The 12,383-nt window shown below is 31.3% G+C and carries 19 protein-coding genes and 1 tRNA gene; 2 read left to right on the top strand and 18 right to left on the bottom strand.

Annotation, left to right across the window (positions count from 1 at the left end; all coding sequences use genetic code 11):
* From amrB to ACJMLB_RS06165, 17 genes are all read right to left on the bottom strand, one after another.
* A partial coding sequence (amrB, locus tag ACJMLB_RS06245) for an AmmeMemoRadiSam system protein B (RefSeq protein ID WP_405324568.1) occupies nucleotides 1–268 on the bottom strand: 268 nt, incomplete at its 3' end.
* Nucleotides 269–512: 244 nt separating this feature from the next.
* Nucleotides 513–1,109 (bottom strand): 30S ribosomal protein S2, encoded by a 597-nt coding sequence (gene rpsB / locus ACJMLB_RS06240; RefSeq protein WP_292778329.1) that lies wholly within the window; start codon nucleotides 1,107–1,109, stop codon nucleotides 513–515.
* A 152-nt stretch (nucleotides 1,110–1,261) separates the two neighbouring features.
* Nucleotides 1,262–1,453, bottom strand: coding sequence for a 4Fe-4S dicluster domain-containing protein (locus ACJMLB_RS06235; RefSeq protein ID WP_012955717.1), 192 nt, complete (start codon nucleotides 1,451–1,453; stop codon nucleotides 1,262–1,264).
* A 271-nt stretch (nucleotides 1,454–1,724) separates the two neighbouring features.
* Complete coding sequence (gene eno, locus ACJMLB_RS06230; protein WP_405324565.1) at nucleotides 1,725–2,972, bottom strand: phosphopyruvate hydratase; 1,248 nt, start codon at nucleotides 2,970–2,972, stop codon at nucleotides 1,725–1,727.
* Nucleotides 2,973–3,522: 550 nt separating this feature from the next.
* Nucleotides 3,523–3,741 carry a DNA-directed RNA polymerase subunit K gene (locus ACJMLB_RS06225; protein ID WP_295604674.1) on the bottom strand — a complete coding sequence of 73 codons (219 nt, stop codon included), beginning with the start codon at nucleotides 3,739–3,741 and terminating at the stop codon, nucleotides 3,523–3,525.
* 119 nt (nucleotides 3,742–3,860) lie between these two features.
* A complete protein-coding gene (locus ACJMLB_RS06220; protein WP_067145950.1) occupies nucleotides 3,861–4,031 on the bottom strand; it encodes a DNA-directed RNA polymerase subunit N in 171 nt (56 codons plus the stop codon).
* A gap of 218 nt (nucleotides 4,032–4,249) precedes the next feature.
* Entirely contained in the window at nucleotides 4,250–4,648 is a 399-nt protein-coding gene (locus ACJMLB_RS06215; RefSeq protein ID WP_295604677.1) for a 30S ribosomal protein S9, read from the bottom strand.
* Between the two features lie 72 nt (nucleotides 4,649–4,720).
* A complete protein-coding gene (locus tag ACJMLB_RS06210; RefSeq protein WP_295604854.1) occupies nucleotides 4,721–5,146 on the bottom strand; it encodes a 50S ribosomal protein L13 in 426 nt (141 codons plus the stop codon).
* Between the two features lie 23 nt (nucleotides 5,147–5,169).
* A complete protein-coding gene (locus tag ACJMLB_RS06205) occupies nucleotides 5,170–5,535 on the bottom strand; it encodes a 50S ribosomal protein L18e (RefSeq protein WP_295604679.1) in 366 nt (121 codons plus the stop codon).
* A gap of 2 nt (nucleotides 5,536–5,537) precedes the next feature.
* A complete protein-coding gene (locus ACJMLB_RS06200) occupies nucleotides 5,538–6,371 on the bottom strand; it encodes a DNA-directed RNA polymerase subunit D (protein ID WP_296855575.1) in 834 nt (277 codons plus the stop codon).
* A gap of 12 nt (nucleotides 6,372–6,383) precedes the next feature.
* Nucleotides 6,384–6,776: a 30S ribosomal protein S11 gene (locus ACJMLB_RS06195; protein WP_012955709.1), complete on the bottom strand. Its 393-nt coding sequence runs from the start codon at nucleotides 6,774–6,776 to the stop codon at nucleotides 6,384–6,386.
* An 11-nt stretch (nucleotides 6,777–6,787) separates the two neighbouring features.
* Nucleotides 6,788–7,324, bottom strand: coding sequence for a 30S ribosomal protein S4 (locus ACJMLB_RS06190; RefSeq protein ID WP_292778352.1), 537 nt, complete (start codon nucleotides 7,322–7,324; stop codon nucleotides 6,788–6,790).
* 94 nt (nucleotides 7,325–7,418) lie between these two features.
* Nucleotides 7,419–7,868: a 30S ribosomal protein S13 gene (locus ACJMLB_RS06185; RefSeq protein WP_295604684.1), complete on the bottom strand. Its 450-nt coding sequence runs from the start codon at nucleotides 7,866–7,868 to the stop codon at nucleotides 7,419–7,421.
* 453 nt (nucleotides 7,869–8,321) lie between these two features.
* A tRNA-Ser gene (locus ACJMLB_RS06180) sits at nucleotides 8,322–8,406 on the bottom strand.
* Between the two features lie 315 nt (nucleotides 8,407–8,721).
* Nucleotides 8,722–9,567: a hypothetical protein gene (locus tag ACJMLB_RS06175; protein WP_405324560.1), complete on the bottom strand. Its 846-nt coding sequence runs from the start codon at nucleotides 9,565–9,567 to the stop codon at nucleotides 8,722–8,724.
* Nucleotides 9,568–9,635: 68 nt separating this feature from the next.
* A complete protein-coding gene (locus ACJMLB_RS06170; protein WP_405324558.1) occupies nucleotides 9,636–10,148 on the bottom strand; it encodes an SHOCT domain-containing protein in 513 nt (170 codons plus the stop codon).
* 71 nt (nucleotides 10,149–10,219) lie between these two features.
* The gene (locus ACJMLB_RS06165) at nucleotides 10,220–10,507 is read right to left on the bottom strand and encodes an XkdF-like putative serine protease domain-containing protein (RefSeq protein ID WP_405324570.1); all 288 of its coding nucleotides are present in this window, start codon (nucleotides 10,505–10,507) and stop codon (nucleotides 10,220–10,222) included.
* A 201-nt stretch (nucleotides 10,508–10,708) separates the two neighbouring features.
* On the opposite strand from ACJMLB_RS06165, the gene ACJMLB_RS06160 reads away from it, so the two are divergent.
* On the top strand, nucleotides 10,709–11,074 hold the full coding sequence (locus ACJMLB_RS06160; RefSeq protein WP_405324556.1) for a type I DNA topoisomerase: 366 nt from the start codon (nucleotides 10,709–10,711) through the stop codon (nucleotides 11,072–11,074).
* A gap of 215 nt (nucleotides 11,075–11,289) precedes the next feature.
* Here the strand turns inward: ACJMLB_RS06160 and ACJMLB_RS06155 are convergent, their stop codons facing one another.
* A complete protein-coding gene (locus ACJMLB_RS06155) occupies nucleotides 11,290–11,712 on the bottom strand; it encodes a MarR family winged helix-turn-helix transcriptional regulator (protein WP_295606780.1) in 423 nt (140 codons plus the stop codon).
* 99 nt (nucleotides 11,713–11,811) lie between these two features.
* Between ACJMLB_RS06155 and ACJMLB_RS06150 the strand changes: the two genes are divergently transcribed.
* Nucleotides 11,812–12,255, top strand: a complete 444-nt coding sequence (locus ACJMLB_RS06150) for a flavodoxin family protein (RefSeq protein WP_405324553.1) — start codon at nucleotides 11,812–11,814, stop codon at nucleotides 12,253–12,255.
* Nucleotides 12,256–12,383 lie beyond the last annotated feature (128 nt).

Genomic DNA, 12,383 nt, shown 5'->3' with positions numbered 1-12,383 from the left:
CTGTATGGTTAGGACAAAGGATTACAAAGGTTTCAGGATAACCATCTTTAACAAGCTTTGAGTAGGCATGAGCTGCAGTAGGGCCAGAGTAGACATAACCTGCATGCGGAACCATAATTGCATTAACCTGCTTTTCCTTATTTATCCTTGATAGCTTAGGCACTTCACCAGGACCTAACCTATGTTTAAAACAGTCTTCAATTGATTCTCTTAAGTATTTTACATTACTTTCATAAAATGCTCCAGCAACTGCAGGTTCTCTAATCATATTTTCACCCATTTTTAAATTATTTTCAATATAAAGTTTAAGAATTAATTAATAATTTAATTTACTTAATATAAAAAATTTATTTAATTTTTTTAAAAATAGTTAGAGTATAAATTAAATTATAAAAATAGGATAATAAGATAAAAATAGATAAAATAGATAAAATAGATAAAAATAGAATTTAAAAAGTTTAAAAAAAGTAAAAATAATAGAAAAAGTTAATTAATTAATTAAAATTAATTAACTAAAATTTAAGTTCAAAGTCAGAAGATTCAATGTCTAAATCTTCGTCTTCGCCAAGAATTCCTCTTTCTCTTAAGATTTGTCTTGCAAGTAACCAGTAGATTAAAGCAATAGCTTTTCTACCTTTGTTGTTAGATGGAACACAAATATCTACGTTAGCAAGTAAGTTTTCAGAATCGCATAAACCTACTACAGGAATACCGTTTTGTTTGGATTCTAAAATTGCTTGAGAGTCGGATCTTGGGTCAGTTACAACAATAACTTTAGGTTCAATGAATTTAGCGTATTGTGGGTTGGTTAAGGTACCTGGGATGAATCTGCCAGGAATGGTTTTACAGCCAGTGATTTCACCGAATTTTTTAACAGGAGCTTGACCGTATTGACGGGTAGCTACTACTAAAATGTCATCTGGGTCGTATTTTGCTAAGAATTTAGCAACAGCTCTGATTCTTTCATCAGTTTTACGAACGTCTAAGACATATAAACCATCTGATCTTACACGGAAAATGTATTTTTCCATGTCACTAGTTTTTTGTTGGGTACCAATGTGTAACCCAGCAGCTAAATACTTTTCTAAAGGGATTAATAAATCTGACACTTTATCACCATATAATATAAAATATAATTTTTATTGATATTTTTATTGAAATTTAATTAAATTATTAAAAAATAATTAAAAATAAAGATAAGAATTCAAATAAAATCCAAAAAGGAGATTATTTAAGAATTCTTCTCTTAAAATCAACAAATTTATTCATCTTTGATAGTAATGCAGTCGTTAGGACACATGTCGACACATACTTCACATAAAGTACATTCGTCTTCATGATCAGTTACGATTTTGTCTCCGTCTAAGGAAAAGATTTCCATAGGACACATATCTACACATTCACCACAATCTGCATTTTCACATTTGCTTGCATCAATAATAACAGTTGACATTTTTACACCATTTTCTTCTATAATTTTTTATTAATTAATAATTTAATTAATAAACTTGAATAAAATACTACAATCCTTATTAAGCCTATTAATTAATTACCTAAATAAATCTTAATTCAACATTTATTTGCTATTAAAAAGATTTAGTTTAGTAGTTAATAAATTTAACTACTTATTAAAGTAAATCTCGCTCTAAAATTTACTATAATCATGATTTTTAAACTGAATTGAAAGAATATGTGATTTAAAAGATATCTAATTGAAAAGATATCTAATATAAATTTGCCATTCTAGGATTGGACATTTCCTCTTCAATTCTGATAAGTTCATTTAATTTAGCTATTCTCTCACCGCCTATTGCACCGGTCTTAATCATTGGTGCACCGAATGCAATTGCCAAGTGAGCAATGGTTTCATCACAGGTCTCTCCTGATCTATGGGAAACAACAGGCATTACGCCATTCTCTTTAGCTAATCTTACAGTTTCATAAGTGTCTGTTAAAGTACCTATTTGATTTGGCTTGATGATGATTGCATTTGCAGCATTCATTTCAATTCCTTTAGCCAATAATTCGCTATTGGTTACAAATAAATCATCTCCGCAAATGCGGCATTTATTGCCTACCTTTGCAGTGAGTTCTGCAAATCCTTCAAAATCTTTCTCATCAAAAGGATCTTCAACATAGAACATATGATAAGTATCAATCAAGTCTTTTACATAATCAACCTGGTCACCGCTGTCTCTTTTAAGACCGTCTTGACCATAGACATACTTACCTTCTTCCTCGCTCCAGAATTCAGATGAAGCCATATCCAAACCAGGCTTTATGATAAAACCAAGTTCATCACCAACCTCTTCACAAGCTTGAGCTTGAATCTCCAAAGCTTGGTCATTAGTGATGTTTGGAATCCATCCTCCTTCATCACCTTTTCCACCAGTGAAACTAGGGTCTTTTTTGCTTATGAGTTCCTTTAATCTCTTATGAACTTCAACATTAGCAAAAACCGCTTCTGTAATGTCATTTGCCCCAACAGGAACAACTAGAAACTCTTGAATATCCAGTGCATTAGGACCTGCATGAGCCCCTCCATTCATCATATTTCCTAATGGATAAGGAATTTCCTTAATGAAATTGCCGCCTAAGAAATTGTAAAGAGGCAAATTATAACTCATTGCAGCCGCTTTAGCTGCAGCCATGGAAACAGCTACAGTAGTATTTCCACCAATTGCAGACAAATTATCGGTTCCATCAATTTCCTTAAGGATTTCATCAATGTCCTCGATGTCTTCAGCAGCCATACCAATAAGTTCGGAGGAGATTAAATCTTCAACCTCAGTGATTACTTGACTAACTCCGCCTTCTGGGAAAGAAACGACTTCTCTAGAACCAGTGCTTGCACCACTAGGAGCAGCAGCTCTTCCAAATCCGTTCCAAGTAATTATGTCCACTTCAACAGTAGGATTTCCCCTGCTGTCTAAAATCTTTCTAACACGAACATCTTCAATTACACTATCCAAAATAACACCTCATAGGTTATAAAGAATAATTTAAATTAATATTATAAATAAAATTTAACTATTCCTAAATTTCAGATAATTAAATATGCAATTTTAAGTATGCAATAGCTAGTTTTCCTATAACAACGGACTGAATAAACCTAATATTGACTATAAAGTTCTAATCAACTAATGATCATTAAATAATCAATAATTCATTATCAAACAATTAATCAATAATCAATTTACCAATGAGATTCAAAAGAATCCTTTTTCAATTCGTCTTACCATAAAATCTATAATGGATTTGAAATCATAAAAAAAACTAGAAGGTTGATTTATAGATTGCATATGATATTCTTAATTTAAAGAAATAAATAAATTTAAATAAATTATATGATTTAAAATCTAAATTAAATAATTTTAATAATTTATTTATAATATTATTAAGTAATTAATCACTTAAATACTTAATCATTAAATATAGAATTCTTTTTTAAATAAAAAGAACAATTACGATTTTTAAATTCCTTTTTAAAAATAAAAAAGAATAGATAAAAGAATAAATGATTTATTCTTTGTGTCTAACGTTTAAAGGCAAAATGCCTAATTCAAGTTCCTTAGTAGCTATATCAATAGGATCAAGAGATTTGGAACTTTTTAGGAATTTTTCGATTTCCTTATGTTTCATAGGTTTAGCACCCATGGAAAGCTGAATAGCTCTTGCACCTAAAACTCTAGCCTTTTCGAATCTTGTTAATTTTTTTGTATTGTCTTCATTTGCAGCCATTATTTAACTCCTAATTATTAAACAATAATCAATAGTGTAAACTATTAATAGCTAATTAATTCCCAAATTGATAAAATAATCATTTAAGCCTAAAATAAAAAAATAAAAAAGGATAAAGATTATTCCCAAGTTTCAACATGAGAAATTAACATTCTTCTACAACAATATCTTGTAATACCCATATCATCCAAAATATCTTTTGACTCTTCACCATCAGCTAATCTGCGGTTGTATTCATCAAAATATGCAGAAACGGGTTTTCCACAACTTATACATCGTATAGGTATCATATAATCATCATTTCCTTTTTAAATAAAACATACTTCATAATTAAAGAATATGAAATAATCAAATTAAATTTTACAGCTTTTCCCAATCTCAAATGAAAAATTAAAAAGATTAGAAAATACTTACAGAGAATTTGATAAATTTTACAAACTTCAAAAAAGACAGAATGTCTCCTTTAAAGGAATTGTAAAATTTATGTTAAATACATAATGTATAAAAATTATCTGTAACTTTTTTGTTTACGAGCTCTAGCACCAGGACCGCCGTATTTTTTAGGTTCAGAACGTCTTGGGTCACCTACTAACATGGTTCTGTCATATTGAGTGTAAATCTCTTTTAAGTCCATGTCTTGAGTCCATTGTACTAAACCTTTTGCAATTACCATACGTGCAGCTTCAGCTTGGCCCATAACTCCTCCACCATTAACTCTGATGGAAATGTCTACTTGATCAGCAACATCTCCAGCTAATTCTAATGGTTCGGTTAATTTTAAACGTGCAAGTTCTGGAGAATAAAGTTCTAAAGGAACTTTATTAATTCTTACTTTACCAGTACCTTCTCTTACAGTACCTCTTGCAATAGCTGTTTTACGCTTACCGCTTGTATGAACAACTTTCATAACAATTACTCCATCATTTAATATAATTCGTATAATAATCCTTAATCAGAACAAATCAAACTTCCACTAAATCTATTCGAATTTAGCACCTAAAAGTTTAGAGATTTCTCCTAATTCCATTCCTTTTTTAATGTCGTTATATTCAGCTTCAGGCATGGTTATAAGTTCAGCATCAGCATACTCTTCAGGTACACCTACAAATGCTTTGAATCCTTTGAAAGCAGTTTTACCTTTTGCTTTTTTCATAGGTAACATACCTCTTACGGTTCTTCTGAATATATCTTCTGGTCTTCTTGGGTATTTAGGACCTAAGTCACGAGGGTTAGAGATAGATGCTCTGTCTACTCTTTGTTTGTACTTAGCGTAAGCCCAATCTTTATTACCAGTTAACATTATTTTTTCAGCGTTGAGAACTACAATCTCTTCGCCTTCAAGAAGTTGCTTGCTGACTACACTAGCAAGTCTTCCTAAAATATGTCCTTCACCGTTAATAATCATCATTTTTACACCAATCCTTTAGCTTATAACATAATTTTTACATTGCTACCTTTAGGATTTGCTTCTGCAAGTTCTGCAATAGAAAGAGCTTCACTGCCAAATTTTTCTATTTTTGCTTCAGCGTTTTTAGTAAATCCTAATGCTGCTATAGTAACTTTGTGATCTAATTTACCGTCAGATAATACTTTACCTGGAATAACCACAGTTTCTCCTTCAACAGTGTGTTTGTTAATATGAGAAAGGCTTACTTCAGCTTGGTTTCTGCAAGGCTTTTCAAGTTTGATAGCAACTTCTTTCCAGATACCAACTTCTTCCTCATAAGACTGTTTTCTAAGATTGTAAATAAGGTCAATAAGGTTAGGATTAGTTTTCTTAATTTCTCTAGCCATTATTAGCTTCCTCCTTCACTAAATGTGATAAACTCATCTGTTTTAGCATCTAAAACATCACAAGCTTTTAATAAAACCTCTTTAGGAGGCATTGATCCATCAGTTTCAATTTTAAAAATAAAATCATTTTCACGATACCCAACAGTGATACATTTAGATTCTGCTGCTTTTGCTGCCCTTACACAAGCTTTACAAAGGGAGCAGTTTTCAATATCGACAACTTCAATCTTTCCTTCATCGCTGTCAAAATCGAGCACTCCTCTAGGGCATGCTTCAACAACTGCAGTAGCAACAGTGCTGTCAACTTTTTCTTCAGTTTCAATTTCCGGATATTGTTTATAAGCACAAACAGTGGTTGGCACCCATTTTGCATGGTCTTTACCAATTCCTAATTTTGCTACAGCTTCTAAATCAACTTCCTGATTCTCTTTTAATTTCAAGAGAGGGATGGTATCGTATACTGGTTTAATTTTTGAGTCACCACAAGATTTTAAATCTTTAGAGTATACAGTTTTAGGTCCTGTTTCCCTTAATGAGAAAGAAACACTACATCTTGGACAGTATTCTCCTTTTTCACTATCACAATCACAGTCTTCTGGAAGTACTAAACCTTCAATAGATTCTGCATCAGAAACTAAAGGAGTTAAACCTAATCTGTGAGCTAATACTTCATCAAACATTGCAGAATCATTTTTAACTATGAATACATCTTCAATAGCTAATTTAGGTACTTTCATCATAGCAATTCTTCTAATAGCATTAACAAAAGGAACTTCTGCATCTCTGACTATAAAAGTCATTGAATTTTCATCTTGCTCTTTGACATCAATTTTCATATTAAACCCTTCTTATACTCTTCTTCCTCTTTTACCGCCTGGTCTTCCAGTACCATCATGAGGTATAGGAGTGATATCTTCAATTTTACCAATTTTGATTCCAGCTCTCGCTAATGCACGAATGGTTGCTTGTGCACCAGGACCTGGACTTCTAGGACCATTTCCACCAGGAGCTCTTACTCTAATATGTAATCCGACAAAACCTTTTTCTTTTGCATCTTCAGCTGCTCTGTTTGCTGCTTCCATAGCTGCAAAAGGAGAGGATTGTTGTCTGTCTGCACGAACTACTCTACCACCAGACCATTGACAGATAGTCTCTGCTCCGGTAATATCAGTTACAGTTAAGATAGTATTGTTAAAGGATGAATAAATATTAGCTATTCCCCATTTTTCGTCTTTTGCCATAATTACACACCTTATTGATTTTCTCCAGCTTGAGTTGCTGCTTTATTGTATTCTTCAATCTGTTTAGCTACTGGGGAAGAGTGGTAGAAACCAACTGCTTCTTCTTCTCCTCTTTTTACTACGTAACTTGGAGAATTTAACTTTTTACCGTTTAAAGCAATGTGTCCGTGTACTACAAACATTCTTGCTTCTTTAGCAGTACGAGCTAAACCTTTTTGGAAAACTATAGTTTGTAATCTTCTTCTTAAAATATCTTCAACAGTTAAATCAAGAATGTTTTCTAAGTGAGCGTTTTCATCGAGGATTCCTGATCTTTTCAAGTGTCCTAATAATTCTTCAGTTTCAACTTTTACTTGATCTTGAGAGAAACCGAGTAAGTATCTTGCTTCCCTACTGTATTTTCTAACTAAAGTATCAGCTTTCCAAATTTCCTTTTTGTTTTTTAAGCCGTATTTAGACATTAATTTATTTTCAGTTTTAATTCTTTCTGCATTCCAAGGATGAGGTGGTGTATCATACTTTTTCCTTGCTTTTCTTGGATGTCCCATAATCACATCTCCTTATCTTAATATAATCAATTATTATAAATCTATATAAAAATTTTCGATTTACCCAATATACAAGTTCGTTAAAAGATAGAAATTATCTTCTTCTACGACTTACACCGACAGTAGAACTGTGTCTGAAAGTAGATTTAGTTCTTTGTCCTCTAACTGGTAAACCAACTTCGTGTCTTCTACCTTTGTAGCTTCTGGTCTTTTTCATTCTGTTTAAATCATCTCTTAAAGTCATGTCAAGATCAGATTCAATCAAATGAAGGTCGTCACCAGTAGCGTAATCGTTACGTCTGTTTAACATCCAATCAGGAATATTGTATTCTTGAGGATTTTCTAAGAGTGCTTCAATTTTAGAAACATCTTCTTCAGAGATGTAACCGATTTGGTCATCAGTATTTAAACCTAAGGTAAGACAGATAGATCTAGATAAGGATAATCCAATACCTTTAATTTCAGTTAAAGCATGTTGGATAGTTTTGTTACCATCTACGTCCTTTCTGGATATACGCACTAAGTGCTTAAAGTCGTCTTCCATTAAAGTAACCTCCATATTATTTTTCTTTGGAGCGAACCCACGAGACGTTAATTAAAAAATTTAGCGGATTCGAATGCTTTATTTTAAAGCACAGTTTTTTCAACAATGTAAAACTTAGTCTAACAATAGTCAATAACTTAAATAAGCCATTTAACCAATGCTAACCAAGAGTTCATATCAGTTTCAAGCACATTTAATAATTCTAATTAAATAATAACTACGCTCAGCTTACTAAAAGATAGAGTAACTTAATACTCAATAAATTACTAATAAACTTTTAAAGCCATAGCTAGATTATAATTTAACTAATTAAAAAAAAGCAAACTAAATAAATCCAATTCGTAAAGCTTATTTGAATCGGATTTACCTTAATGATAATTTGATAAAAGTGATATTATCATTAACAATAATCCTATTAAATAGAATTATATTAAATTGCTATACACTAATAAACGCCGAGACTGGGATTTGAACCCAGGCGAGGTGAACCCTCACGGGATTTCCAGTCCCGCGCCTTACCAGGCTAGACTATCTCGGCAATCTAGTAACATATCAGACATAGTACTGTCTAATATATAATTCACTGATATAAAAATATAAGTAATTAATAGTATATAAATGTTTTGAATTTTTGACTTTAATTTTTTAAAAAATAGCACAAAAGTCAAAATCATAAGCACAAATTAATATTGAACTTAATAATATTTAAAGATTTTTTGGAAATTCATAGTAAAGTTTATATATTAGAACTTAAATTTGGAATTTTTGAATATTGAAAAAATAAAAAATTTTAAAAAAACACAATTTTTATCACATTTATCATTTAATGAAAAACAAATTTTCAGCCAAATCATTATTCATTTAATTTTCTTTCAACTTTAGCGTCCAAATCATCAATCACATCTTTAATTGCAGGATCTCCTGTTAAATCATATGCAATATTGAAATAGAACAATGCAGGAACCACTTTCTTATCCTCATCCAATTGGAATCCAAGATTCTTGCATATTGTAACGACTTCAATGCTAGGGCCATATGGCAATCCTTTTGATTTAAGGTAATCCTTTATCTCTTCAATGCTTTGATTATATTCGTTTAATGCATTATCATCAAATTCAATAGCTATTTTATTTTCATTGGAATCATTAGAACCATCATAAGATTGAGCTAATCTGCTTAAATAGACAGATAATTTCAAATTCTCCTCATCGTTAGAATCATGATACTCATTGAAATAATAAATGGACAAGTTTTCAAATGATTTGGAAAGATCCTCAAGAGAGTAATCATATTTGAAGGATTGAATAGTGAGATTATAAAACTCATCCCAGTTTTCTTCAATCCTATGAAGTTCACATAATCCAAAAATGGCGTTTACATTGACCGGATCGTAATTATAAGATAATTTAAAAGATTTTAGGGCATTTTCATACTCTTTGAAATGCAACAATACATTTCCATAATTGGAGTACAATGTGGAATAGTCCAACATGAGAGGATATTTTCTTTTTATCTCCTTTTTGATAGTGATTTGGAACAATAGCTCTTCAAGAAGATTTTTGAATATGTATTCTCCTTCAACATATTCCTTATTTAAATTGATGTTTTCCTTTGCAAACTGATAGGCTTCATCAAATTTCTCTTCTTTAACCAAATAATCCATTTCCTTGATTATTTCAGGTATAGCCTTAATTTCCATAGTATCACCAAGCGTTTGAAGTAATTAAAAAAGTAAGTAAAAATATAGGTCAGTTTAAAAATTTAGAATCAGTTATTCAATAATTCCTTTTTCTTCTTTTCAAATTCCTCTGCAGTGATTATTCCATCTTTCAATAAATCATGATACTTTCTTATCTCTGCAGGAACATCTGCAATCACATGCCTAATTTTTTCCTCTTCCGGTACAAATGAACCAGTGTTCAATTTGTTCTTTAATCTGGTTTCAAAATTGTTTAGCATATCATGGTCTAAAGTCTTAAGCTGAATAGTCTTATCCTCTAAATTCAATTGAACCTTATTGTCAGCTACTCTATCAATGTCTTCTGCACTTAAATCATCATAAGCTATTTCAAATGCATCCTTGACTTTACCATTCAATCTGCTTCTCAATTCTATGTAAATGGAATCCTCATCCAACTTGATTGCTCCATTGGATTTATTATCATTTCCATCAATGTTTTCAGTCAATAATCCTAAGAAATCAAATTCCACATCCCTTGATTTGATTTCGCCTTTAGGCATGTTTCCATCTGGATTGAATAAAAAACCTAATATTCCCATAGTATCAAAAACCTAAAAAATTATAAATTATATTCACTTTAATAAAATATACTATTTTAAAAAATATAAATTTATCTTAAAAAAATCCATCTTAATTTCCATCCTTGGGGGGGGACTATCCAGGTTCCCTTAGGATATTCGTTGACCGTTCCGTCCAAGCCCTTGAGGCTTATCGGTTCGTTTGTTATATAGGACTCCACAGGAACTCCTATGGCCTCTCTGGTCTCAAAGAACTCATGGATCTTGTCGACAAGGCTGTAATTTGCTAGATACTCATGTGCAATATGCCTTACCTGACCCTCGGTCAAAGGCTCCTCTCCGTATATGAACTCGCAATCCCTTTCACCTGGAACTAACACTGGAGCTGTAATAAGCAAAGAATCCTTTGATTTTGTAACAACTTCTAAAATACTAAAACACTCCATTGAAAAATAGCTAAATTTGGTGAACAGACTTAATAGCCTTCAACCAACATAGTGGAAAATTAGAAAAATTATTATATTTATTAAAAGTGAAATAATATTAATTACTAAAAGGATATGAAAAGTGGTGATGTGATTATGGCTCTAAAATGCCCAAAATGTGGTGCGGAATTAATATTGAAAAATGGAAGATATGGTCCTTTTTGGGCTTGTCCAAACTATCCAGAATGTAAATACATAGAAAATGTTGAAATATACAATAAATCTAGCACATGTCCAAGGTGCGGTAATTTATTAAGATTAAGACATGGAATATATGGTGATTTTTGGAGTTGTTCAAACTATCCAAAATGTAGATACACAGAAGACGTTGAGCCTTCAGGAAGTAAATCTGACAGATGTCCAAGATGTGGTTCTCTATTATTAATAAAGAATTCTATGAAACATGGGCTTATTTATGGTTGTTCAAAATATCCTGCTTGCAAATATTTTAGAAAACCTTAATGAAGGCAATAATTAGAATTGATCTTTCTCTTTTATTTTCTCTGGATGAAATTGATTTATTTATTTCTTTAAATATTAGTTTTACAAAACTAAAAATTTTTTATTTTTCGCTCTAACACCTGAACTCCTACCGAACTCCTACCGAACACTTTTTGAAAAAAGTTATTGTGCTTAAAACTTGTATAGAATATTTAAATAATGATTGGTGAATTGAATTAAGGCACTTTGATTATGCCTATTAATTGTTCTAATTTTTCTTTAAGTTCATTGATTTCATTCTCTCCAAATTCCTCATTTATCTTATTTTCAATTTCATCATTCATCCTAACGGCCAGTTTTTGAACTTCCAAACCCTTGGGAGTGATCTTAATATATTTTTTCCTATTATCCTGTGAATCGATTTCCTTAGTCAAGAATCCTTTTTTTTCTAAAATTTTTACAGATTTTGTAATGCTACTTTTACCTATATTGGTTGCTTTAGATAACTCATAAATTGATATTCCCCCATTTAAAGCAAGAACAAGCAAAATCCTAGTTTGACTTAATGTTAAATCCATTTCTTTTAAGTAGCTATTCATATAGGAAGTATATGCATAAAACAAATTTCCTATTAAAAATCCTAACTTTTTCTCTGACATAGTAAGATTTATATATCATATTTGTTAAATAGTTTTCTATGAAATAGTTTCATAGGAAATTATTTTATAGGAAATTAAATTTTTTCGAGATGATAAAAAATGAAAACTGCAATAATATATGTTTCATCACACCATGGAAATACAAAAAAAGTTCTAGAGGTAATGGCATATTCAAATGATATCGACTTATTAAAAATATCTGAAGCTAAAAAAACAGATTTTTCATGTTATGATGCAATAGGATTTGCTTCAGGAATATATTTCCATAAATTCCACAAGGACATTGAAAAACTGGCATCAGAAATTGACTTGACCGGCAAAAAGGTTTTCACTGTTTACACATGTGGCATAAATTATATGAATTATGCTAGAAGCATTCAAAAAACAATCAAATCCCAGGATTGCGAATTCATTGGAGGATTCAGCTGCAGAGGATATGACACATACGGATTTTTTGAAAAAATCGGTGGAATAGCCAAAAACCATCCCAACGAAAAAGACTTTAAAAAGGCTCGTGAATTTATAAAAAACAATTTGAGGTGATATTAATGAAAAAAATGATGAAAGGAAAAATGCCGTCAGTGGGCGTTGAAGGCCACTGGTCAGCGGATAAATTCAGCGACAATGTCCTGCAGGATGCACTGATAAGACATGCACTAGGATTAACCTAC

Source organism: Methanobrevibacter sp. (assembly GCF_045114555.1).
GTDB lineage: Archaea > Methanobacteriota > Methanobacteria > Methanobacteriales > Methanobacteriaceae > Methanobrevibacter.
The sequence above is the reverse complement of the archived record's forward strand: the minus strand, read 5'-3'. Positions and strand labels throughout refer to the sequence as shown.

Coding starts and splice junctions, on each gene's coding strand:
- ACJMLB_RS06235 (WP_012955717.1), bottom strand. CDS start 1,453: ATGTCAACTGTTATTATTGATGCAAGCAAATGTGAAAATGCAGATTGT.
- ACJMLB_RS06225 (WP_295604674.1), bottom strand. CDS start 3,741: ATGGCTGCAAATGAAGACAATACAAAAAAATTAACAAGATTCGAAAAG.
- ACJMLB_RS06220 (WP_067145950.1), bottom strand. CDS start 4,031: ATGATACCTATACGATGTATAAGTTGTGGAAAACCCGTTTCTGCATAT.
- ACJMLB_RS06215 (WP_295604677.1), bottom strand. CDS start 4,648: ATGAAAGTTGTTCATACAAGCGGTAAGCGTAAAACAGCTATTGCAAGA.
- ACJMLB_RS06210 (WP_295604854.1), bottom strand. CDS start 5,146: ATGATTATTAACGGTGAAGGACATATTTTAGGAAGACTTGCTAGTGTA.
- ACJMLB_RS06205 (WP_295604679.1), bottom strand. CDS start 5,535: ATGGCTAGAGAAATTAAGAAAACTAATCCTAACCTTATTGACCTTATT.
- ACJMLB_RS06200 (WP_296855575.1), bottom strand. CDS start 6,371: ATGAAAATTGATGTCAAAGAGCAAGATGAAAATTCAATGACTTTTATA.
- ACJMLB_RS06195 (WP_012955709.1), bottom strand. CDS start 6,776: ATGGCAAAAGACGAAAAATGGGGAATAGCTAATATTTATTCATCCTTT.
- ACJMLB_RS06190 (WP_292778352.1), bottom strand. CDS start 7,324: ATGGGACATCCAAGAAAAGCAAGGAAAAAGTATGATACACCACCTCAT.
- ACJMLB_RS06185 (WP_295604684.1), bottom strand. CDS start 7,868: ATGGAAGACGACTTTAAGCACTTAGTGCGTATATCCAGAAAGGACGTA.
- ACJMLB_RS06175 (WP_405324560.1), bottom strand. CDS start 9,567: ATGGAAATTAAGGCTATACCTGAAATAATCAAGGAAATGGATTATTTG.
- ACJMLB_RS06170 (WP_405324558.1), bottom strand. CDS start 10,148: ATGGGAATATTAGGTTTTTTATTCAATCCAGATGGAAACATGCCTAAA.
- ACJMLB_RS06160 (WP_405324556.1), top strand. CDS start 10,709: ATGGCTCTAAAATGCCCAAAATGTGGTGCGGAATTAATATTGAAAAAT.
- ACJMLB_RS06155 (WP_295606780.1), bottom strand. CDS start 11,712: ATGTCAGAGAAAAAGTTAGGATTTTTAATAGGAAATTTGTTTTATGCA.
- ACJMLB_RS06150 (WP_405324553.1), top strand. CDS start 11,812: ATGAAAACTGCAATAATATATGTTTCATCACACCATGGAAATACAAAA.